Source organism: Mycolicibacterium obuense, assembly GCF_055397605.1.
The window spans coordinates 959,535-979,062 of sequence record NZ_AP043663.1; the positions used below are offsets into that span (position 1 = coordinate 959,535).

At 65.3% G+C, this 19,528-nt stretch carries 23 protein-coding genes; 3 read left to right on the plus strand and 20 right to left on the minus strand.

Annotated elements, in window-relative coordinates; translation table 11 throughout:
- Window positions 1-68 precede the first annotated feature (68 nt).
- The gene (locus tag ACZ50N_RS04595; RefSeq protein ID WP_464474762.1) at window positions 69-275 is read left to right on the plus strand and encodes a hypothetical protein; all 207 of its coding nucleotides are present in this window, start codon (window positions 69-71) and stop codon (window positions 273-275) included.
- A 122-nt stretch (window positions 276-397) separates the two neighbouring features.
- On the opposite strand, the gene ACZ50N_RS04600 is transcribed toward ACZ50N_RS04595, so the two are convergent.
- The 10 genes from ACZ50N_RS04600 to ACZ50N_RS04645 form a co-directional block, all read right to left on the minus strand.
- Window positions 398-670 carry a hypothetical protein gene (locus ACZ50N_RS04600; RefSeq protein ID WP_464474763.1) on the minus strand — a complete coding sequence of 91 codons (273 nt, stop codon included), beginning with the start codon at window positions 668-670 and terminating at the stop codon, window positions 398-400.
- Window positions 671-712: 42 nt separating this feature from the next.
- On the minus strand, window positions 713-1,129 hold the full coding sequence (locus ACZ50N_RS04605; protein ID WP_464474764.1) for a hypothetical protein: 417 nt from the start codon (window positions 1,127-1,129) through the stop codon (window positions 713-715).
- A 36-nt stretch (window positions 1,130-1,165) separates the two neighbouring features.
- Complete coding sequence (locus tag ACZ50N_RS04610; protein ID WP_464474765.1) at window positions 1,166-1,426, minus strand: hypothetical protein; 261 nt, start codon at window positions 1,424-1,426, stop codon at window positions 1,166-1,168.
- Window positions 1,427-1,521: 95 nt separating this feature from the next.
- A complete protein-coding gene (locus tag ACZ50N_RS04615) occupies window positions 1,522-1,785 on the minus strand; it encodes a hypothetical protein (protein WP_133413697.1) in 264 nt (87 codons plus the stop codon).
- Window positions 1,786-1,790: 5 nt separating this feature from the next.
- Window positions 1,791-2,297 carry an Imm61 family immunity protein gene (locus ACZ50N_RS04620; RefSeq protein ID WP_464474766.1) on the minus strand — a complete coding sequence of 169 codons (507 nt, stop codon included), beginning with the start codon at window positions 2,295-2,297 and terminating at the stop codon, window positions 1,791-1,793.
- Window positions 2,298-2,307: 10 nt separating this feature from the next.
- Complete coding sequence (locus ACZ50N_RS04625; protein WP_464474767.1) at window positions 2,308-3,204, minus strand: Imm61 family immunity protein; 897 nt, start codon at window positions 3,202-3,204, stop codon at window positions 2,308-2,310.
- Between the two features lie 219 nt (window positions 3,205-3,423).
- Entirely contained in the window at window positions 3,424-3,624 is a 201-nt protein-coding gene (locus ACZ50N_RS04630) for a hypothetical protein (RefSeq protein ID WP_133413695.1), read from the minus strand.
- A 359-nt stretch (window positions 3,625-3,983) separates the two neighbouring features.
- Window positions 3,984-6,374, minus strand: coding sequence for an ADP-ribosyltransferase (locus tag ACZ50N_RS04635; protein ID WP_464474768.1), 2,391 nt, complete (start codon window positions 6,372-6,374; stop codon window positions 3,984-3,986).
- A gap of 3 nt (window positions 6,375-6,377) precedes the next feature.
- Window positions 6,378-6,665, minus strand: a complete 288-nt coding sequence (locus ACZ50N_RS04640) for a WXG100 family type VII secretion target (protein WP_464474769.1) — start codon at window positions 6,663-6,665, stop codon at window positions 6,378-6,380.
- On the minus strand, window positions 6,665-6,967 hold the full coding sequence (locus ACZ50N_RS04645) for a WXG100 family type VII secretion target (protein ID WP_464474770.1): 303 nt from the start codon (window positions 6,965-6,967) through the stop codon (window positions 6,665-6,667). The genes ACZ50N_RS04640 and ACZ50N_RS04645 overlap by 1 nt, the downstream gene beginning before the upstream one ends.
- 225 nt (window positions 6,968-7,192) lie before the next feature.
- On the opposite strand from ACZ50N_RS04645, the gene ACZ50N_RS04650 reads away from it, so the two are divergent.
- Window positions 7,193-8,344, plus strand: a complete 1,152-nt coding sequence (locus ACZ50N_RS04650) for a PE-PPE domain-containing protein (protein ID WP_464474771.1) — start codon at window positions 7,193-7,195, stop codon at window positions 8,342-8,344.
- Here the strand turns inward: ACZ50N_RS04650 and ACZ50N_RS04655 are convergent, their stop codons facing one another.
- Together ACZ50N_RS04655 and ACZ50N_RS04660 are read right to left on the minus strand one after the other, a co-directional pair.
- Window positions 8,345-9,469 carry a PE-PPE domain-containing protein gene (locus tag ACZ50N_RS04655; RefSeq protein WP_464474772.1) on the minus strand — a complete coding sequence of 375 codons (1,125 nt, stop codon included), beginning with the start codon at window positions 9,467-9,469 and terminating at the stop codon, window positions 8,345-8,347. It lies immediately after the preceding gene.
- A 193-nt stretch (window positions 9,470-9,662) separates the two neighbouring features.
- Window positions 9,663-10,598: a hypothetical protein gene (locus tag ACZ50N_RS04660; protein ID WP_464474773.1), complete on the minus strand. Its 936-nt coding sequence runs from the start codon at window positions 10,596-10,598 to the stop codon at window positions 9,663-9,665.
- Between the two features lie 177 nt (window positions 10,599-10,775).
- Between ACZ50N_RS04660 and ACZ50N_RS04665 the strand changes: the two genes are divergently transcribed.
- Window positions 10,776-11,699, plus strand: coding sequence for a mechanosensitive ion channel family protein (locus tag ACZ50N_RS04665; protein WP_133413688.1), 924 nt, complete (start codon window positions 10,776-10,778; stop codon window positions 11,697-11,699).
- A gap of 28 nt (window positions 11,700-11,727) precedes the next feature.
- Here ACZ50N_RS04665 and ACZ50N_RS04670 read toward each other — a convergent pair whose 3' ends face one another.
- The 8 genes from ACZ50N_RS04670 to ACZ50N_RS04705 all read right to left on the minus strand — a co-directional run bounded on the left by ACZ50N_RS04670 (window position 11,728) and on the right by ACZ50N_RS04705 (window position 19,453).
- Window positions 11,728-13,314, minus strand: a complete 1,587-nt coding sequence (locus tag ACZ50N_RS04670) for an MFS transporter (protein WP_464475592.1) — start codon at window positions 13,312-13,314, stop codon at window positions 11,728-11,730.
- Window positions 13,302-13,877, minus strand: coding sequence for a TetR/AcrR family transcriptional regulator (locus ACZ50N_RS04675; protein WP_110797918.1), 576 nt, complete (start codon window positions 13,875-13,877; stop codon window positions 13,302-13,304). Before ACZ50N_RS04675 ends, ACZ50N_RS04670 begins: the two co-directional genes overlap by 13 nt.
- Window positions 13,874-14,467, minus strand: coding sequence for a TetR/AcrR family transcriptional regulator (locus ACZ50N_RS04680; protein WP_464474774.1), 594 nt, complete (start codon window positions 14,465-14,467; stop codon window positions 13,874-13,876). The genes ACZ50N_RS04675 and ACZ50N_RS04680 overlap by 4 nt, the downstream gene beginning before the upstream one ends.
- A 300-nt stretch (window positions 14,468-14,767) precedes the next feature.
- A complete protein-coding gene (locus ACZ50N_RS04685; RefSeq protein WP_464474775.1) occupies window positions 14,768-15,565 on the minus strand; it encodes an SDR family NAD(P)-dependent oxidoreductase in 798 nt (265 codons plus the stop codon).
- The gene (locus ACZ50N_RS04690) at window positions 15,562-17,013 is read right to left on the minus strand and encodes a purine-cytosine permease family protein (protein ID WP_053079460.1); all 1,452 of its coding nucleotides are present in this window, start codon (window positions 17,011-17,013) and stop codon (window positions 15,562-15,564) included. The genes ACZ50N_RS04685 and ACZ50N_RS04690 overlap by 4 nt, the downstream gene beginning before the upstream one ends.
- Before the next feature lie 11 nt (window positions 17,014-17,024).
- Window positions 17,025-18,212, minus strand: coding sequence for a diaminopropionate ammonia-lyase (locus ACZ50N_RS04695; protein WP_464474776.1), 1,188 nt, complete (start codon window positions 18,210-18,212; stop codon window positions 17,025-17,027).
- A 12-nt stretch (window positions 18,213-18,224) separates the two neighbouring features.
- Complete coding sequence (locus ACZ50N_RS04700) at window positions 18,225-18,971, minus strand: SDR family NAD(P)-dependent oxidoreductase (protein WP_048424807.1); 747 nt, start codon at window positions 18,969-18,971, stop codon at window positions 18,225-18,227.
- Window positions 18,968-19,453 (minus strand): GlcG/HbpS family heme-binding protein, encoded by a 486-nt coding sequence (locus ACZ50N_RS04705; protein WP_083614364.1) that lies wholly within the window; start codon window positions 19,451-19,453, stop codon window positions 18,968-18,970. Before ACZ50N_RS04705 ends, ACZ50N_RS04700 begins: the two co-directional genes overlap by 4 nt.
- Window positions 19,454-19,528 lie beyond the last annotated feature (75 nt).

Below are 19,528 nucleotides of genomic sequence, written 5' to 3' on the forward strand. Positions count from 1 at the left end.
GCGGTGTGTGCGTCCATAATGCCTTGTCGCTAGCCACCCGTCGGTGGACCCGGCGGGTCCGATAGCTCATGCGCGATCTGTTCACCGTATGGAGTCATATTGAGCCAGCAGCACCATGGCCACACGGCGGTGTCGTCGAACGCATCGATGTAAAAGCGCTCGATCCGAGAGATCGCTTGATCGATGGGTTCCAGCCAACGGACGAACCCGCGCTCGGCGGTGACGTCGCCAATCTCGAACAAGCCCTGCTCAACCACCTCGCGGATAAACTCTAGTGCGGCTTGTTGAATCTGCGATATCGGAGATCCAATCATGTGACGGGCTATTTCTCGGTGGACGTGATCAAGCGCGACCCAGTCGTAAGTTCCTAGCAGCAAGAGACTTTGATACGGGTTCGTCATATCGGGGCCCCTCTTCGCCCATCGGGCTGGTAGAGAAGGAGGTCGTCGTGCTCGCGACGGCGACAGGCCTCAGCGAAGGCGATAGTCGACTCAGAGTCGGTCGCGAAGCTTCGCGCTAGTTCGCCGCTGACGCGGTAGTACTCGTTGTAGTCGACGGCGCCATTGCTCACAGGTATCGCCAGATAGAACTCACCCGTGTGCAGATCGCTGCCGAAGGAGAAGCGATGGGCGATCGAGAAAGATGTCTCCGAGAAGCGATCTTTCGTCATGGTCTCGAACTCTGGCGGGATGCGCGGGCGCTGGTCACGGCGTCAATCCTTGCCGGGCGTTGCGGCGATTCCAACGTGTGCGGCGTGGAAATACTTCACGATGCGATCCCTGACCCATAGGAGCGGCTCGCCATAGGCGTGATACTCGAGCCCAGCTTTCTCGATCACTTCGGCGATGGGACCAGCCGGCTGTTCAGTGAACGTGGTCAGGAATTGCCAGCCGGGCGCGTTCAAGCCGAGCTGATTCGGAGCGTCGCTCGGCGCGATCATCGAGTTGGTTTCGCCCTCGCCCGAGGACTGATAGACCTGGATCTTGCAATCAGGGGAGCGATAGTAGACGACGTGGAGATTACGGCCTCCGCTGTCTGGCTCATCGTCGACCTGGTCGAGAATGAAGCCGCTGACCGCTAGGACGGGTCCGAGGATGGCCTCGACTGCATCGGCGAACGCTGTCATCATCGGGGAGATCCTTCCTCTGATCTCCGACATTTCGCCTCAGACCGGTGTGCCACGATTCCACCCCGGCCGTTCGATCAACCGATCGTCCCGCTCACGTTCTCGGCACGATTGTGCGAATTCTGACGCTGCGATCTGATCCGATGCGAAAGCGTTGTACTCGTCGGCGTCCAGTTCGTAGTACTCCTCGTAGTCAAAGACTCCGTTGCTCACAGGAATTGACAGATACTTTCGCCCAGAGCCGACCTCGACGCCAAGGGAGTACTGATGGTGCGGTGAAAAGTGCGAATCGACGTACACCGGCGGCTCCCCTCAGCCCGACTGACCGCGTCAGTCCAGCCTACGATCCGCTGCGGTAGTGATCCTGCATCAATTTCGGGGACCGCGCGGGTGGCTCAACGCGGGCTGCCACGGTCCGGTCCTGGTGGGAAAGCAAGGATGTCGTCGTGTTCTCGGCGACGGCAGGAGTCGGCAAACTCGGTGGCGGCCATTTTGTCGATCGCGAATCTCTCGTATTGATCCGCTGTCAGCCAGTAGTACTCGATGTAGTCGATCCTGCTGTTCGACAGGGGAATACCGAGGAAGTGTCGCTGGGTCGTCGTCTCGCGGCCCAGCCAATAGCGGCCGGTGTCCGAAAAATGGGTTTTCTCAAACCGCATCCGGACTATCGCTCCTGCGTTCTGGGCTCAGTCGACGGCTTGCCGATATTGACCAGCCTCTCGATTTCCTCCACCGGCGTCGTCATCAAATGGCTGAAGATCGTCGCGCTTGGGGCTGATAGGGCCGCCGCTCCGGCGCTGCCACGGATCTCGACGAACCCTTCCCGTATCTCGCTAACCTCGACTGACGGCGCATAGCCCTTCTTGTAAAGATCGGTTCCCAACGGTCCCGACGCGAGACTGCTGCGTATGAGCGTTGCCCAACTCCAGATCAAGTATTTTTCTGCCAGATCGAAGTTCGAGAACTGCGCAACCGCGGGATAGAGCTTTCTCCGGTCATTGGTAACGTCGATCACCCACGAGCCACCGTCGTACCTCAGGCGATACGTCTGGTCATCGGACTCGAAGACGGCGTCTTCCTCAACGTTGTCGATAATGACCGACGGATTCCACATCCCCGCCCAAGCCGTCCATTTGAGCCAATCAAACCTCAAGCGCGAGAAGTCGTACATAGCCACCTCGCTACTTCGACAGCTGAAACGCGGGGCGACCTTCGGGATGGGAGAAACTCTCTTTCAATTCTCTGAGTGGCACTGACATCCAGTGCGAGGTTCGTACGAGATTGGCGACGTCGGAGATATCCGAGGTGGCGGCCATGACATTCTCTCCATCTGCGTCCACGAGCCGTGACTGGCCGGACCCAAGTAGTTCGATGCAGAAGCCCCGGGCAACCTGATCGGCGCGAATGGGAATTCTCAGACGTGGCAGATGCATTCGGCTTCGTCTGTCCGAGCCAAACAAACCCCAGAAGAAGCGTTCGGCGACATCCAAGTTCCTCGCGCTGAAAAGTTGCTGCTCGCCGCCGGTACGGCTCGCATTGGTGATATCAATCCAACCAGGTTCATCGGCACTGGCACGTAAATAGAATCTTTCCTCGCCGCCCAGGCTGGAGAATCGCATGGTCTCTCCGTATCCCTCTGGTTTCCAAGCGAATCCGGATTCTGCGGCCCATGTGACGAGGTCTCGCGATATGTTCATCGCGGTCATTCGAGGATGCCGAGTTCGGTGAGTTCGTTGATTGTCAACGTCCTGCACTCGTCCGGCTGGCGTAACAGGCGGCCTTCGTGCCCTGACGGTGACGGTCCTCGACGTTCGCAGCACAAGACTCGTCGATCCGCATCGACCCTCATGAGCGCGGTGTCGTGAAGCGGCCCGGGGAATAGATGGGAACCGGCGGCAAAGCGAGCGCGGTCCCAACCTGCCGCCTGACCAATTCTTGGAGTTCGGCCTTATTGGCTGGCAAGCCGGGCGCCGAGCCCGGCTCCTCCAGGAGTATGACCGGATCCTCGAGTCCGTCGACTTGGACGAACCCAACCGGCAGAAGCAGTGTCCCTGGCAGCAGAACAGTTTCCATCTCATCGGGATGGCGAGATAGCGGACCTATGAATCGCCCGCTGGAGGTGGCGATTGCAGCCACTCGCTCGGCGGTGAAGTTTTCGGTAGCCACTCGCGGGTTCACTGAGGTAGGCAGCAACCCGGGAACCGTGAGTGCACTTCTCGGTGGCATGCCGGCCATGCCACGGTATGTGATTCCCGCGAGTGCCGGTAGGCGAGAGATTTGCTCAACGAGATCGGCGCTCATGCCGATGCCTTCCTTATGACGGTGACGGTGCCGGCGGCGGCGCGCCGTAGGACGTCCTCGTTTCGTACCTCGCCATGGATGTTCCATTGCCAGCTGCCGACATATTTCGGCCAGCGATCCTCCATGGCGGGGAAGCCGATTTGCAGCTCGGGTGGAGCCGCAAGATCAGGCACCGGCTCTGCCCACTCGTTGATCATCTCGAGTATGACCTCTGGCGAGTTCCCGGTGTACACGGCCGTGTCGTCTCTGGACTGGCCCAGCAGATACGCATCAGGAGGTCCGTCTCCGGGCAAGCTTCTGTTTACCGCTATCCACAACGAGTTTCGCCCGTCACCAATTTGGACAGCATCGTTTGCCCACACAAGAGGCTGTTTGAATGCAAGTAGTCCCTTGCTGAGGTTAGTGAGGGGATCGTCACGGTGCCGCCATAGCGAGTGTTGCGGAATGCAACCCCCGACATCCCATTTCCTCGCATATGGTCTGGACAGACCCTGGCCAACGCGCATTCGCGCGCGAAGCTGGCTCGTCACAAGGGAAGCTCGGTCATCAGCAGCTGTCATGGTCCAACCTGCCTTAGAGTTATTCGCAGTATCCCGTCGGAGCCCATCTCGGTAGACAATACTTCGAATTGTGACGAACGCGGAAAGAGGATTTCAGATTCGTCGACGTACTGCGAGAGTTGCGCTATATCTACTCCGTTGTGTCCTTGCACAGTGATGACCGAGGGGGTAGTCCCTTCGCCGGCTCTCATGGCAAAGAGCTCGGCTACCTGCGGATCGAGTGAGGTGCTCAGGAATCCAGGGTCGCCAAAAATGCTACCGGGCTGCATATTTGCGAGAAGGTCATCGGGAGCGTGCAGTCCTCTCCACGTTGTGGACGTGGCATCGGAGGGATCAGCGCGATACGGGGGTAGCGATGACAGACCCTCGTCGATGTGGAGGATTCGCGCCTCCAGCGTTGCGCGCTGTGCATCGGTCATGTCCGCTATGGATTTGGCATCCAAAACCATTACCTGGTTGTCAGTCAACGGTTCCATATTTCGCAGGTAGGGATTAATCGCCTCGTAATTCTCGGTGGAGTAGTGATAGATCGCGGCAACACCGTCGGGAGTGATCTGTGGATACGCCTCCGACACCCGGTGCGTCCACTCTTCGAATCGTCGGGGATCGATCAAGCCCTCAGGGAGTCTGTACTCGGCGTTGATCGCACTCAAGTCCGGAAGCTGCTCACCAATGACGCCGTGATTCGGCGGGGGGTCATACAAGCCAGTGTGCGGCGGATTGTTCGGATGATCGGGACCATGCGGCGGGCCGAACGGCTCATGTTGCTGAGGTGCTTGCGAGTTGGGTTCACTCGCAGAAGGCGCGTCATGCGCAGTTGGAAGTTCTGAACCAGGTGCACCCCTGTTCTGCATCGGCGCGTCCGCGCGGGGCGCCTCCACCGGCGCCTTCCCGCCCACACTCGAACCAGGCTGCGCCTCAGAGACTTTGATGCCGTCGAGCTTCGAACCGACCTCACTGGCTTTGGTGCTGATTCCTTCGGTCGCGGACGCTGCGCGACCACCGGCGGCCGCAGCTGCGTCGCGTGTGCCCGCGCCGGCGGCGCGTGCCTCGGCTCCCGCGACCCGCGCCTCCGCCGAGGCCGCGCTGGCGGCCGGCCCAGCCTCCCCGGCACCGGGCAGAAACATCGTCCCCACCTGCGCAGCGTTGTACCCCAGCGCGCGGAATGGATCGCTCTTCTCGACGTCCTCCCAGTCGACCATCGCCTTCGCGGCATCAAGACTGCCCTGCGGATCCGAGATCACCTTTTCCGCTAACAGCGCCGGATTCGTCAGCATCGCAGTCGAATCCGCCAGACTCTTCCACGTGTCCACAGCACCCTGCGGGTCGTACGCGAACCGCATCGGATCAAGCCCTTGGAGTCCCTCAGCCGTGACCCCGAGAAACTTCAGTCCACCCGCCGGCAGGCTGGTCAATGCCTTGAAGTCCTGCGACAGAGCAGTACCCACGTCTTCACCGAAGACTTCCACGAATTCCTTGGTGGCCCAGCTCTGTAGCGACGTCGTCGCTGAATCGAGCGCATTCATGCTCTGGCTGAACAAGGTCCGAGAGGCATCGGCCTGCCGCTTCATGTTGCCCAGCACGGTTCTGATCTCGTCGGCGACTTCTTGGACCTTCTGCCAGGGATTCTCGCCGCTGAAGATATCGCCCAGAGCATCCAGCACTCCGCTGATGCTCAGCTGGTGGAGCAGCCCCCGAATCGCGTTCTGCGTCGCTTCGACGTTCGTCGCGAACGCTTCAACGTGTGACGCCAATTCCTGCGCCTGCGCTGCAATGTCAGCTAGCCCGCTGCTGATCTGCCCCGTCGCGTCGCCCATGTGTCCGGCCTCGGGGATCTGCTGCCCGGCCAACGCCGCGCTCACCGCGGTGACGGGTTCAGCGGTGGCGCCGACCGCGGCGCCGAACGACCGCCACGCCGCCGCCGCTGCCCGCATCTCTTCGGGGTTGCCGTCTGGCCACACATCCCCAACCAACGACTCGACGACCGTCCATAGAAACGGCGCCACGACACCGCTTCCCATCGGCGGAGGCATCGACGGTGCGGTGAAGGCGCCGGGCGCGGACGGCTGAGGCACTGGCGTCTCCCCACCGCCTACCGTGGACGCGGCATTGGCGCGCCCGTAGTTGAACGCCGACATCTGCACCCCGAAACCGACCTTGCGGCAGGCATTCACGGCCGATGCCGCGGCATCGAGCAAGGACTTTCCGGCCTGTGTGTAGCTCTGCCCGAAGAGCGCGCCGGCGGCATCGTGCCCGAACAAGGCCCCCGCGCCCGACAGCGTCGTCGACAGCATGTGCGCCGCGGCGGCGACCGTGACGCCGTCAGTCGCGACAGCTGAACCGATACCAGCGAGGGCGACAGGGTCGACGGTGATGGGAGCCGTCACCGATCACTCCCACATGCGCATATTCGTCTGGGCCGCCGAGGAGTAGTTCTCGTGCGCGCCCTCGGCGATCGCGCGCAGGCGCGCCAACGCCTCGCGCATCTCGCGTGCGCCTTCGTCCCAGCGGGCCTGCGCAGCACGCTCCGCCTCCCCGGCGTCGCCCTGCCACGACGTGCCAAGCCGCGCGACGCTGCTCGCCACGTGCGCCAAATGCTTGTCGAGCTCGGAGTCGAAAGCCGACATGCGATCCACCGCGGCCAGCAGTGCTGCGGGGTCGACGCTGAACGCACTCATCACAGACCAGCCCCGGAGATATCCTCGCCTGACGAGACGTCAGTCGCGGAGTACCGCTCGGCAGCGTCCTGTAACAAGCCGGACATCCGGGTGAGCCCCTCGATCACCTGTGCCGCGCCCTCGTGCCAGTCCCGCCACGCCTGCCCGTACGCCGTCGCCGCGTCCCCGGACCACCCCGCACCCAACACATCGGAGATGTCGGCGTCGAGGGTCCCGAGCCCGGACCGCAGCTGCTGCGCCAGCGTGTCCAGCTCGCTCGACACGGCAACCAACTCCGACGTCGATACCTGCAGGCGCGACAAAATTCACGACTCCTTCGCGGTCGACCAGAATCCCGTCGACCAGCTTACGATCTCCGCGAAGGGGGTCTGAACGCCAATTCGCGCTGCTCAGGTCTGCAATCACAGCAAAGTTTCAGGCTCATCCCTTGTCAAGACGGGGGGATTCCCCGATTCCTCACCCGCTAATACGGCAGTACCGTCAAAATGTCAGATCAGGACTCGTCGCTGCAGAAACCGGGGTGGGTTATGAAGCGCTTTGCCGTTTTGCTCGGAGCTCTGCTCATTGCGCCGTCCGCAGGTGTGGCGAACGCGTCGACGGCCCTACTCCTCGGCGGCAAGGGCATCTATGCCGAGCTGAGCGAAGAGCAGATGGTCAACGCCTTCGGCGGCTACTTCGCCGAGTACGACCGGCGCGTCAACGTCCCCTTCCCCGGCAAGGAGTTCTACTCCTCGGTCAAAGTCGGCGCGGACAACCTTTACGCCGCGGTGTATGACCCGCAGTACGCCGGGCCGAAGACCATCGGTGGAGTCTCCGAAGGCGCGCCCGCGGTCATGGAGGTCCTGCGCCGCCTCGAGGCCGACCGCGCGAACACCACCGATGGCAAGGAACCGCCCCCACCGTCCGAACTGAACGTGGCCATCTACGGATCGCCTAGCAAGCACTGGACCGGCAAACTGGGCAACCTCCCGACACCCGTCACGCCGTACAACATCATCATCGTCACCGCCCAGTACGACGGCATCGCCGACTTCCCGGACAACCCGTGGAACATGCTCGCCGTCTCCAACGCCATCATGGGCGCCGCGATCCTGCACGTGAAGCAGTCCGAATTCGACATCCGCAACAAAGACACCTACTACACCGTCGAGACGAACTCAGCGGGCGGGACGACCACCACAATCCTCATCCCGACCGAGGTGCTCCCGATCCTGCAGCCGATGGTCGCGTTCAAATTCGACCCCGACTTCGTCGCCAAGTTGGACGCCAAACTGCGGCCGAAGATCGAGAAGGCCTACAACCGGCCGGAGATGGAGTACGGGATCCCGGACACCCTCACCGGACCTCCCGGGCCCACGCCGACGGTCGCCCGTCAGGACGCCGCCGTCGCCCAGGAGCAGGACGACAACGAGCTCACGGCCGCAACCACCAAGCGCGCCGCGACGTCGTTGAAGGACGCAGCCGCCGAGCGCCGCGAGGAGCGAAAGCGTCTGCGTGACGAGGCACGCGCGGAAAAAGAAGCTGCGCAGGAAGATTCGGTCAACGACAAGACCGTCACCGCGCCCCGCGAGTCCGACGAGAAGGACTCGACGAAGGACGACGACCGCGCCACGCAGAAACGTGTCGAAAGGCCGGAGCCCGCGGCCGCGTCGACGTCATCTGCCGGCGGCGACGAGTAGCTACTCGGCGCTGTCGCCGCCGCCCGACGACGGCGTGTCCCGCTTCGTGGGGGAGTCGTCCTTGGGTTTCGTGGTCTCGCGCAGCGCCTTCAGAGGTTCGGTCAGCTTCTTGAGCTCCCGCGTCGCCGTCTTCGTGATCGTCTTGACGGTGTCGGTGACCTCGTCCGCGACCGGCGTCGCCCTTGTGGTCCGAGACTTCTTCGGGGCCGGCTCATCCGAATCCGATTCGGCAACAGACTCTTTGACGCTCACAACCTTCGCGGGCGCCGGCTCGACCTCCTCAACCGGGACGGTCGCCGCCGTCTTCGTGACCGCGGGCTCGTCCTTCGGGATGTAGCTGCGGTCGTACCCCTGATCCACGATCTCCTTGAGCGGACCGTTGAGCTGATCGGCGAGCGCGTTCAGACCCACCACGCGCAGCGGGTCGAGCAGCGGCAACTTCTCGGTCGGCACCAGCACGTAGGTGGTGTTGCCCTCGGTCCACACGATGTTGTTCGGATCGTCGATGTCGACGTCGCGATAATCGTGCATCGAGAACCCGCCGGCCAACGCATTCGCCAGCGCCAGCAGGTTGGCCGGATTGTCCGGGAAGTCGGCGACCGGATCGTATTCGCGGGCGACGTCGATCACCTTGTACTGCGAGGGCTGCGAGATCCCGAATTCCTTGTCCACCCCGCCGTACTTGCGGATGGAGTTGCCCATGAAGATGAACGTCACGTTCTCCGCCGGCGGCGCATCCGGGTCGTTGGCGTGCTCTGCGATCCAGTACTCCGCGGCCTGCGCACCGTTGCTGTAGGCGAAGATCACGACCGGCTCGTCCGGGTTGTCCTTGAGCACCGTGTCGAGTGCCGCGGTGCCGGTGGGAGTCACGAAGGTGAGGTAGGGGATCGGCGTGCACGTGTTCGGCGCCGCACACACCGCGCCGTTGAGCGTCGTGTTGATGTACCCGAAGGGCAGCGGGCTCAGCGTCCGTACCGTCGATGGTCCCTCGGGCAGTAGGCTCGCGGCGTGAGCGCTCGGTGTGGCCAGGGCCGGCAGCAAAGCGGCGGCGACGGTGAGACCCGCGAGTGATCCGCTGCGACGACGACGGGGCTGGACACGGTGATGACGGCCTGCAGCGCTCATGGGCAAATCCTTCTCGACAACGGCATGGATCCCCGACCCAACCGAGAGCGCTGCGTGCAACGGGTTCTCAGTACCCGTGACAGTAGCCAGCGAACGTCGTGCAAACAAGAGGCGCGCTCGCGAACGTCACGAATTCGGCCGCAGAGATAGGTCTTTGATCGACGCCCGCGTCAGTTATCGCTCCGTCGAGCAATCATCGCTGCATTGCCTGAAGACGTGTGGTCGTCGCGTCGAACAACGTGTCGTCGATCGCGAGATTGAGCACGATCGCCGGTACCTCGAGCCGGCCCGTCACGTGTTCGAGCAGACGCGGCAGGGCGTCGGCAACCTCGACGTATTCGTCCACAAACTCCTGGAACCCGCGGATTGGTGTGTCGAGAATCCTTGTGCACGAGCCGATCACGTCGGTGTGCGCCGATGGTGCGGACAGCGCGCGACAGCGTTCAGACAACTCGAGCAAGCGCACCTGGTAGTCCATCAGGCGGTGCGCCGTGTGCTCGACCGCGTCGGGATCGTCTTCGTCGGGGATCGCCACACAGGTGTCGAGGAAGCTGGCGAGCTGACGCGACGTGGACAGCATCTGGTCGATCAAGCCGAGCAACACGTTTGCAAGGGGAGGCCCCGACGAGACGTGCATGCCGTCACCCGTCGTGAAGCCCGATCGACTGTCACGCAGCCGCGGCGCCAGTTCGGCGGTGCGCTGCTGCAGCACCGACCCGAACACCGCGAACTGCCACGCGCGGGGCTTCTTCCTCTTCAGCGTCGCGAGCTCACCCGCGGTGCGCGCCAGCCGCGCGACCGGCCCGCTCTCGGGTGGTGACTCCAGCACCGCACGCGTCGGACCCTCGCCGTCGGTGCCGTAAATGGCCCGGCTGTCGTCGAGCATGGTCCATCGGCGCTGCCGCTCGGCGCGCATCCACAGCTCCTGCTCACGGCGTTCAGCGAGACGACGTTGCTCGTCGGCCCGCCGCAGGGCGACGCGCGACGCGTAGTACACCCCGGTGACCACCGCCGCGACCGCGAGTGCGCCGACGATGAACCAGATGTACTTGGCGATGAACCCGACGACCACCAGCACGCCGAAGACGCCGGCGATACCGCCGCCCCCCGAATCCCGTCGCGCTGCCATGGGCAGACGATACGAGTGAGCACCGACACGTCATCAGAACTCGTTAGTGCGGCTCACCTGCCGCCGACTTTGTCGCTAGCGCTGGGCATTCGCCGCACACCAGGCCGGCTGCGCCAAAGTGATTCAGCCCCAGCGTGATTTGCGTTCGGCGGAGTGGGTAACTGTACGGTCGAGATGATGGACGTATACAACCTCGCCTTCGAATGGACAGAGACCAACCGGCACTGGTTACTCGAAGTTCCCATCCGGATCGTTGCCTACATCCTGGTCGTCCTGATCGCGCGCTACGTGCTGCACCGGATGATCGACCGTGCTGCCACCGGTAGATCTCCGAAGGACACCGACACCAAGAAGCCGCCGCTGCTGCGTGGCCTGAGAGACCGCGCTCCCTCGAATGCCCACGCCGCAGCACGCCGTGCGCAGCGCGCGCAGACCATCGCCTCGGTGCTCAAATCCACCACGTCGATCGTGCTGCTGATCTGGGTGGCACTCGGCATCCTCAACGTTCTCGGCGTGAACATCGCCCCGTTCATCGCCTCCGCCGGCGTCGTCGGCCTCGCCATCGGATTCGGCGCGCAGAACCTGGTACGCGACTTCGTGACCGGCGTGTTCATGCTGCTCGAAGACCAGTACGGCGTCGGCGACACCGTCGACCTCGGCGACGCGGTCGGCGAGGTGGAAAGCGTCGGGCTGCGCGTCACCACCGTCCGCGACATCGACGGCACCCTCTGGTACGTGCGCAACGGCGAGATCGCCCGCGTCGGCAACATGAGCCAGGACTACGCCGTCGCCCGCATCGAGGTGCCGGTCGCGCTCAGCGCCGACGTCGAACGCGCTGAACAGGTGGCCCTCGACGCCGCGCACACTGCCCTCGAGGACCCGAAGATCGCGGCGAAGGTGCTCGGCGAGCCCGAGATGCTCGGCGTCCAGGAACTGCGCCCCGACCAGGTCACCCTGCGGATGACACTGAAGACCCGCCCCGGTGTCCAGTGGTCGGTCCAGCGCCGGCTGCGCCGCGAGATCCTGCGGGCCTACGACGAGAGCGGCATCGAACTGCCGTACCCACCCTCGCGGTACGCGGCGGCCGTCAACGGCGAATAGCGTCGCGGTGTTCTGGCCGGTGGTCGGCTCAGTGTGAGCGGACCGCCAGGTAGTGGTGCGACGTCGCCGAGCCCTCGATCAACCCCTCGACCCGCACTTCGACCGTCTGATCCTGGTTGGTGAGCCGGGTGTAGTGCTGGTGCATGTGCTCGCCCCACGACCGCACCACGAACGTCTCGACGTACGTCGACTCCTCTTCGACGCTGCGGAACAGCCGCCACTGCGAGGCGCCCGTGCGCTGCCGTGAGCGGCCCAGCACCGTCATCGCCGAGATGAACTGCTCCTCGTTCTCCGGCAGCACGCGGTAGGACGTCAGCACCAGCACCGGCCCGTCGAGCGGTTCGGGCTCGAACACCAGCGCGGGCTCGGGCCAGTGCGACAACGGCGTGAGGTCCAGGTTCCCGGTCTTCGCGTGCAGCGGCCACCACAGCGACGACAACCCGCACGCCAGCAGCAACCCGACGCTGACCAGCAGGCTCGTGATGCTCGTCGTCGCACCCGCCAGCACGCCCCACACCACCGACCCCAGCGCCTGCCCGCCCATGAAGATCAGCTGGTACACCGACAGCCCACGCGCCCGCACCCACGCCGGCAGGCTCAGCTGCATCGACGCGTTCAGCGTCGACAACGACAGCAGCCACGACGCGCCGCCCACCACCAGCGCCGCGATCACGACCCCGAAGATCGGCACCAACGCCAACACCGCCGTCGCCGCGGCGAAACCGACCGCGCCGGCCGTCAGCAGCATGTTGGCGCCGAACCGCGACCGCAGCCGCGAGAGCACCAGCGCGCCCAGCAGGGCCCCGACGCCGAGGGCGCCGAGCAGCAGTCCGTACCCCGCCGAGGAGAGCTTCAGCTGGTCGGCCGCGATGACGGGCAGCAGTCCCCACAGCGCGCTCGCCGGCGCGATGAACAGCGCCGTACGCAGCAGGATGCGCCGCACGATCGGCGAACTGCGGATGAAACGCCCGCCCGCGCTCAACGCCGCCATCGCGCGCTCCGGCGGGTAGTCGTGCTGCACCGGGGGCCGGCGCCACCACAGCAGCACCGCGACGATCCCGATGAACGACACCGCGTTGAGCCCGAACACCAGCGTCGGCCCGGCCAGCGACACCAGCGCGCCCGCGATCGCGGGCCCGATCGCCCGCGCGCCGTTCATGCTCATGCTGCCCAGCGCCGCGGCGGCCGGAATCTGCTGCGGTGGAACCAGGTCAGGCTGAATCGCCTGCCAGGCCGGCATGGTGAGCGCCTGGCCGCAGCCGATCACGAACAGCACGATCAGCAGCACCGCGGGCGTCGTCAACCCGAACCCGGTCAGCGCCGCCAGGAACGCCACCCCGGCAGCCATCGCGCCCTGCGTCGCGAGCAGCAGCCGGCGCCGGTCCACCAGATCGGCCAGCACACCGGACGGCAGCGCCAGCAGCATCACCGGCAGCGTCGTCGCGGTCTGCACCAGCGGCACGAGCACGTCGGCCCGCGGATCGCCGACGAGCATCCACTGGGCGCCGACGGTCTGCATCCAGGTACCGAGGTTGGACACCAACTGCGCGATCCACAGCGCACGGAAGACCGGTGAGCGCAGCGGCGCCCAGGTCGAACTCGTCACGGGGACAATTTTGCGTCGAGAACCGCCAGCGCCTGCGGGACGGCTTTCTCGGGCAGCGGGTTGTTGTGCGCGGCTCCGAAGATCACACCGACCATCGCGCCCGCCAGCACCCGTCGTTCGGCAATGTCGGTCGGCTCGTCGAACCGGTCCTGCAGAGCATCGGTGATGAGCTCGATCAGTTTGATGAACTCGACGTAGATCAGCCCGTGCGCCTCGGGGATCTGATAGAGCAGACGCTGCCCGACGAGGTCGTCGTGCCGATCATCGTCGGACAATCCGCCGAACACCTGGGCTGCGGCGTACTCATACGCGGCGATGGGGGTCAGGTGCCGCGGCGCGGCGCGAAACGCCGCGACGATCAGCGGTGAGTGATCTTGTGAGATCAGCACCGCTTCCTTGACGTTGAAGTAGCGGTAGAAGGTCCGCGGCGACACCTGCGCGGCCTCGGCGATCTGCTCGACCGTGGTGGCGGCGAAGCCCTGCACGGTGAACAGCTCGAATGCCGCGCGCCGGATCGCGCGGCGGGTCTGCGTCTTCTTGCGCTCGCGCAGACCGAGTGGTTCGCTCATCATCCGCGGTCCATGACGCGCGCGGTGTGGGCGAGGATCGGCCCGCGTAGTGCGGTGACATCATCGCCGCGGGTGAGGGCATTGGTCACCAGTGTCGAGACGGCGGCCACCAGGGCCTGACACGAGAACAGATCGGCGTCCTCGCGTGCGTCGAAGATCTGCGCCACCCCGGCGACGAACTCCTGCTGCAATTCGACACGACGGCGCATCGCTTCCGGACCTGCGGCGTAGACCTCGAGCAGGTAGAGCCGCGCCCGTATCGGATCCAGAGCGATGAACCCCAGGTAGCGGTCCAGCATGACACCGAAGCGTTCCATCGGAGTGCCGGCGACCGGGACCTCGCGGATCGCGGCGATGATCAGTCGCTGCGCACGCCCGTAGCCGGACATGAAGAGGTCCTGCTTGGAATCGAAGTGCTCGTAGAACGTGGCGCGGGAGACCTTGGCTTCCTTGATCACGTCGTCGACGGTGGTGTTGATGTAGCCGTTGGCAGCCATCACCGTCGCAAGCGCCTTGAACAGGCGCTGCTTCTGATGGGCCGCCACCTCTGCTCGGCTGAGGTGGTGACGGCCGGCGACGAGCCGCTCAGCCACTGGGGGCACTCCTTGTGAACGTTGCAGCATCGGTATGGGCCCAGCTGATGCAGGGCCTACGCAGTATGGCAGACCTGACCTGGAACTACGGCGGAGCAAATCCTTAACGTTTCTCAGAAACGGCGTTGTTTATGTAGGATGCTCATGGTTTCTCTCGTCGGGACTGTCGAGGCGCGCGCAGTGAGGGGTTGAGCGAAGCCTTTGCAGCGGCGCGCCGGTCCTGATGTCTGTTGATGGGGGAGCAATGGCCATCGGGGCCGGCAGCGTCGCTTTCGCCCGATACATCCGTCGGTCGTCATGTCAGGCGGAACCGACGCTCCAGCCACCGTCGACCACGATGTGCTGACCGGTGACGTAACTGCTCAGTGACGAGGCGAGGTAGACGTACGTGTCCGCGACGTCGTCGGGGTCGCCCAAGCCGCCGAGGGGAATGTGGCGTGCGAACGCCGCGCGCTCGGATTCGGGATCGGTGCCGTTGGCGGCGGCGCGGTCGGAGAATAATTGCCGGATCATCGCCGACTCGATCTGGCCGGGGCACACGCTGTTGACTCGGATTCCGGCCGGGGCGAGCTCGGCGGCCATGCTCTGCGCCAGCCCGATGATGCCGAATTTCGATGCGGCATAGGCGGAGTTGCCCACTCCGCCACGGAGTCCGAACAGCGACGACGTGAAGATGATCCGACCGTCGGCGCCGCGCTCGGGCATCCGGCGCGCGAACTCGACCGCGGTGAGGAAGGCTCCGGTGAGATTCACGCGCAGGACGGCGTCGAACTCCGCGGGCTCGATCTCCAGGGCGGTCTTGAGTACGAGGATGCCGGCGTTGGGGATCACCACGTCGACGGGACCGAGAGTCGCCTCGATCTCGTCGGCCGCGCTGCGCAGATGCGCGGCGTCGGTCACGTCGGCGGCCAGGCCCATGGTGCGACCGCCCGTCGATTCCTCGACCTGGCGGGCAGCAGCGCGGGTCTGTTCCTCGTCGAGATCGATCAGCGCCACCGCAGCGCCGTGAGCGGCAAGACGACTGGCAATGCTCAGGCCGATCCCGCGCGCCGCTCCGGTGACCACCGCGGTGCGGCCATGCAGTAGTGCTTGGGTCATCGTGCCCCTCCCGGAACTGCGCCGGTGAACGTGGTGAGCGACGAGGCACGCCGCGCCCCGGCGATCGTGGTGACGCCGAGGTACACGGCGCCGGTGACGAGCAGGCCCGGCACCCAGGACAGGTCCGCACCTCCGAGCTGCTGCGCGATCGGGCCGGCGTACCAGCCGTTGTTGACGAAGGGTAACGAGACGGCCACCCCGATCACGTAGGCGACGAGCGCCTGAAAGTTGACCCCGCCGTATGTCCACGTGGCGGGATCATGGTTGTAGACGCCGCCGCGACGAGTGAAAAACGCTGTCACGTCGTAGCTTCCATGCCTCACAAGGTAGAAGTCGAGCAGATTGATCGCACCCCACGGGACGAAACCGAGGGTCAGGAACGACAAGAAGTTGGTGAGCTGTGTGGAGAAGTCATCGGTGACGGTGAGTCCCAGCCACAGTCCGATCGCGAAGGTCGGCAACAGGAAACCGAGGCGGACCAGGACCGAGGGTCGGACATCTTTGAACGACGAGATCGCGGTGATGAGGTTGAGCATTCCACCGTAGAGGTTCAACGCGTTGTTGCCCGCGATCGCGAGAGCGGTGACCAACAGAGTGGCCACGGCGATCCATTCGACGCCGACCACCTCGCGGGTGGCGAGAAACATGTCGGTGCCGCCGATCTGCGCCGCCAGCACCACGCCCAACAGGTTGCACCAGGTCGCCGATACGAACACCCCGCTGAACGTCCAGCCGAAGCAGGATTTCGCGGAGACGTTTACGGGCAGGTACCGCGAGTAGTCGGAGACGTAGGGCGCATACGTCAGCAGGAACGTCGCCATGAGTCCGACCGCGGTGAAGAACGGGCCGGGCTGGAACGGGCCGGCGGTGAGCTCGATGCCGCTGTGGGAGATCGACCCGATGGTGACCACCACGACGGCGGCCGCGAGCGGCCAGATGGCCCACTTCGCAGCGACGTGGATGGCGCGGTAACCGAGCAATGCGATGCCCAAGCTGACGAGCGAGAGCGCCACCAGACCGCCGTTGACGCTGACGGTGTTCGGCATGGCCGCCGACAGAGCCTGCCCACCCAGCACTGCGGTGACGACGAAAAAGCCGCAGTAGAGGAGAGCCGCCAGGACGACGGGGAGCAGCGCGCCGAGGAAGCCGAACTGTCCCCGACTCTGGATCAGTTGGGGGACGCCCAGTCTCGCACCCTGCACCGAGTGCAGCGCCATGAACGTCCCGCCCACGATGTTGCCGACGAGCACCGCGACGACGGACCACCAAAAGCTGTTGCCGACGACGATCGCCAACGCGCCGAAGATCGCGTTGCCGATGCTGAGATTGCCGGAGAACCAGACCGTGAACAGGTCGCGGGCTCTGCCGTGTCGCTGATCGGGATCGATGACGTCGATGTGACTGGACTCGAGGCGGGTGGATTCGACCGTCTCCGGGGTGTGAGACATGCGCGTGCTCCTCAGTGCGGTTCGAGAGCGGTGGCGACGTCGGTGGCCGGGCGGCCCACGACACGTTCGTAATTGGCGGGATCGGTGGCACCTTCGGTGTTGACCAGCAGCACACAGGCATCGGGATCGAGTCCCGCGTGCGCCCGCTCTTCGGGGGTGCCTCGCTCCGCGAGCGCGAGGAGGCCGCCCAGGCCCGCTGCTCCCGACTCACCCGCCACGATGCCTTCGTCGGCGAGTGCACGCATCGCGTCCTCGGCGTAGGTGTCGGCGATGCCGACGAAAACGTCTGTGCCCGCAGCCAATACGGGCCACACCAATTCCGACGGCATACCGCAGTTCAGACCCGCCATCGACGACGGGTGTGGACCGGGCACCAGCGTCAGTCCGCCGGCGCGGGCGGAGGCCATCAGGCAGTTGGCGCTCGCCGGCTCGACGACGACGGTGCGGGGCGGGTTCGGCCGCCCGTCTCGGTAGTGACGCAGGCCCGAGGCCGCGAACGCGCCCACTCCGGCTTGCAGCGCAACGACATCGGGCCGGGGGAGGCCGTGCGCGTCGATGACGTCGTCGATCTCGTAGAAGAGCGTCGAGTAGCCCTCGACCACCGCGCGCGGAGTGGCCGAATATCCCTCCCACGACGTGTCAGAGACCACGAGGTGATCGTTGTCGGCCAGGCGCGCGGACGCGGCGATCGCGTCGTCGTACGTGCCGTCCACGACGTCGACCGAGGCGCCCTCGGAAGCGATCGCGTCGATGCGCGCCTGCGCCGTGCCGGCGGGAACCAGGATCGTCGAGTCCAGGCCCAGCATCGCCGCGACACGGGCCACCCCGCGACCGTGATTGCCGTCCGTGGCGGCGACCAGACCCCGACCATCGGTGGAACCGATTGAGCTGCGCACCGATTCGACCGATAGCGGACCGTTCGTGTTGGCGCCCCAGGCCGCCTGCACGGTGGTCAACGCTGCCCAGGATGCGCCGAGGATCTTGAAGGACGGCAGGCCGAGCCGCTCGGATTCGTCCTTGACCAGGACGGCGCGCACGCCGAGCCGGTCAGCGAGACCCGGACAGGAGTGCACCGCGGTCGGTCGGTAGCCGGGCAGGGTGCGATGCGTGTCCTGGGGGACGCGGCTCTCGGCGGCGAACCCGGCCGTCGGCACGAGCGGCTTCGCGGCGGGGTTGAGGTAGATCTCGACGTCGGTCATGAGCTCGTCCTTTCACACGGAGGTGTAGCCGCCGTCGATCACCAGCGCCTGACCGGTGATGTATGACGACGCCGGCGAAGCGAGGAACAGCAGCACACCCGTCATGTCGTCGGGTGCGGCCTGCCTGCGCAGCGGGATGCTCTCGGTGAGGTCTCCCAGTGCGCGGCCGGGGTCCTGTTGATGAGCCCAGAAGGAGTCGTTGAAGGCCGTGTCGACCCATCCGGGGCACACCGCGTTGACTGTCACTCCGTCCGGTCCGAGTTCGTCGGCCAGCGCACGCACCATCCCGAGCAGTCCCGCCTTTGTGGCGTGGTAGGCCGGCATACCTGCATGCCCGCGGAACGCGCCCGTCGACGACGTGAGAATGATCCGGCCCTGCTCCGACTTACGCAGATGCGGCGCCGCCGCTTGCGACATCAAGAACGGGGCACGAAGGTTGACGGCCATGCTGCGGTCCCAGTCGTCGACGGTCCACTCACCGAGCGGGTGCGCCTCGAGTACTGCAGCGTTGTAGAACACGACGTCGAGGGAGCCGACGCCGAAACCGACGGCGGCCTCGACCGCGGCCTCGGCGGCGTCGCCGTCGGAGAAGTCGCAGTGCAGAAACATGCCCTCGCCCGGCAGGTCCTCCTCGATCAGGGCCCGCCCGGCCTCGTCGTTGCGGTCGGCGAGAAGCACGCGGTCACCGCGGTGGCGGAACGCCCGCACGGCTGCGGCGCCGATGCCGGTGGCGCCACCCGCGACGAGTACCGCGCTCACGAAGAGGTCTCGGTGTCGACGGTGAGGCCCTGTTCGTGCACGGCGCCCGTCGCGCAGGCGGCGTCGACCTCGGAGGCCGCGCCGCTCACACCCAGCCCTCCGACCAGCTCGGTATCGAAGAACACCGGGACGCCGCCGGGAAAGACGACGGCATGCCCGCCCAGGGTGTGTGCCAGCCCCCAGTCGCTGCCGCCGGGCGCGCTGCTGGCTGTCCAGGCCGAGGTCGGCCGGCCGAAGGACACCGCGGTCACGGCCTTGTCGTGGGCCAGTGAGCTCGCCCCGAGCTGGGCATTGTCCATCCGCATCGACGCGACGACGTTGCCCCCTCGATCGACGACCGCCGCGGCCAACCGGAGACCCCGTGCCGACGCCTGCGCTTTGACCCCGGCCAGCAGCCGCTCGGCGACTGCGAGAGACATGTCGGACGCTCGTACCAGGTCGGGGGCATCGGCCGCGGTCTGCGCGGCCACAGTCTGAGTCATGTCGACTCCTTCACGATCGCCGTTGAGATGTTTTATATTCTATCTCAGCGCATCGTTTCGCAAGCCCTGCAGAGA

Bases quoted from the DNA above. Each gene is read 5' to 3' on its own strand.
- ACZ50N_RS04595 (WP_464474762.1), top strand. From the start codon at position 69: ATGCGCGATCTGTTCACCGTATGGAGTCATATTGAGCCAGCAGCACCA.
- ACZ50N_RS04600 (WP_464474763.1), bottom strand. From the start codon at position 670: ATGACGAAAGATCGCTTCTCGGAGACATCTTTCTCGATCGCCCATCGC.
- ACZ50N_RS04605 (WP_464474764.1), bottom strand. From the start codon at position 1,129: ATGATGACAGCGTTCGCCGATGCAGTCGAGGCCATCCTCGGACCCGTC.
- ACZ50N_RS04615 (WP_133413697.1), bottom strand. From the start codon at position 1,785: ATGCGGTTTGAGAAAACCCATTTTTCGGACACCGGCCGCTATTGGCTG.
- ACZ50N_RS04620 (WP_464474766.1), bottom strand. From the start codon at position 2,297: ATGTACGACTTCTCGCGCTTGAGGTTTGATTGGCTCAAATGGACGGCT.
- ACZ50N_RS04625 (WP_464474767.1), bottom strand. From the start codon at position 3,204: ATGAGATGGAAACTGTTCTGCTGCCAGGGACACTGCTTCTGCCGGTTG.
- ACZ50N_RS04630 (WP_133413695.1), bottom strand. From the start codon at position 3,624: ATGATCAACGAGTGGGCAGAGCCGGTGCCTGATCTTGCGGCTCCACCC.
- ACZ50N_RS04640 (WP_464474769.1), bottom strand. From the start codon at position 6,665: ATGAGTGCGTTCAGCGTCGACCCCGCAGCACTGCTGGCCGCGGTGGAT.
- ACZ50N_RS04650 (WP_464474771.1), top strand. From the start codon at position 7,193: ATGAAGCGCTTTGCCGTTTTGCTCGGAGCTCTGCTCATTGCGCCGTCC.
- ACZ50N_RS04655 (WP_464474772.1), bottom strand. From the start codon at position 9,469: ATGAGCGCTGCAGGCCGTCATCACCGTGTCCAGCCCCGTCGTCGTCGC.
- ACZ50N_RS04660 (WP_464474773.1), bottom strand. From the start codon at position 10,598: ATGGCAGCGCGACGGGATTCGGGGGGCGGCGGTATCGCCGGCGTCTTC.
- ACZ50N_RS04665 (WP_133413688.1), top strand. From the start codon at position 10,776: ATGGACGTATACAACCTCGCCTTCGAATGGACAGAGACCAACCGGCAC.
- ACZ50N_RS04675 (WP_110797918.1), bottom strand. From the start codon at position 13,877: ATGATGAGCGAACCACTCGGTCTGCGCGAGCGCAAGAAGACGCAGACC.
- ACZ50N_RS04685 (WP_464474775.1), bottom strand. From the start codon at position 15,565: ATGACCCAAGCACTACTGCATGGCCGCACCGCGGTGGTCACCGGAGCG.
- ACZ50N_RS04690 (WP_053079460.1), bottom strand. From the start codon at position 17,013: ATGTCTCACACCCCGGAGACGGTCGAATCCACCCGCCTCGAGTCCAGT.
- ACZ50N_RS04695 (WP_464474776.1), bottom strand. From the start codon at position 18,212: ATGACCGACGTCGAGATCTACCTCAACCCCGCCGCGAAGCCGCTCGTG.
- ACZ50N_RS04705 (WP_083614364.1), bottom strand. From the start codon at position 19,453: ATGACTCAGACTGTGGCCGCGCAGACCGCGGCCGATGCCCCCGACCTG.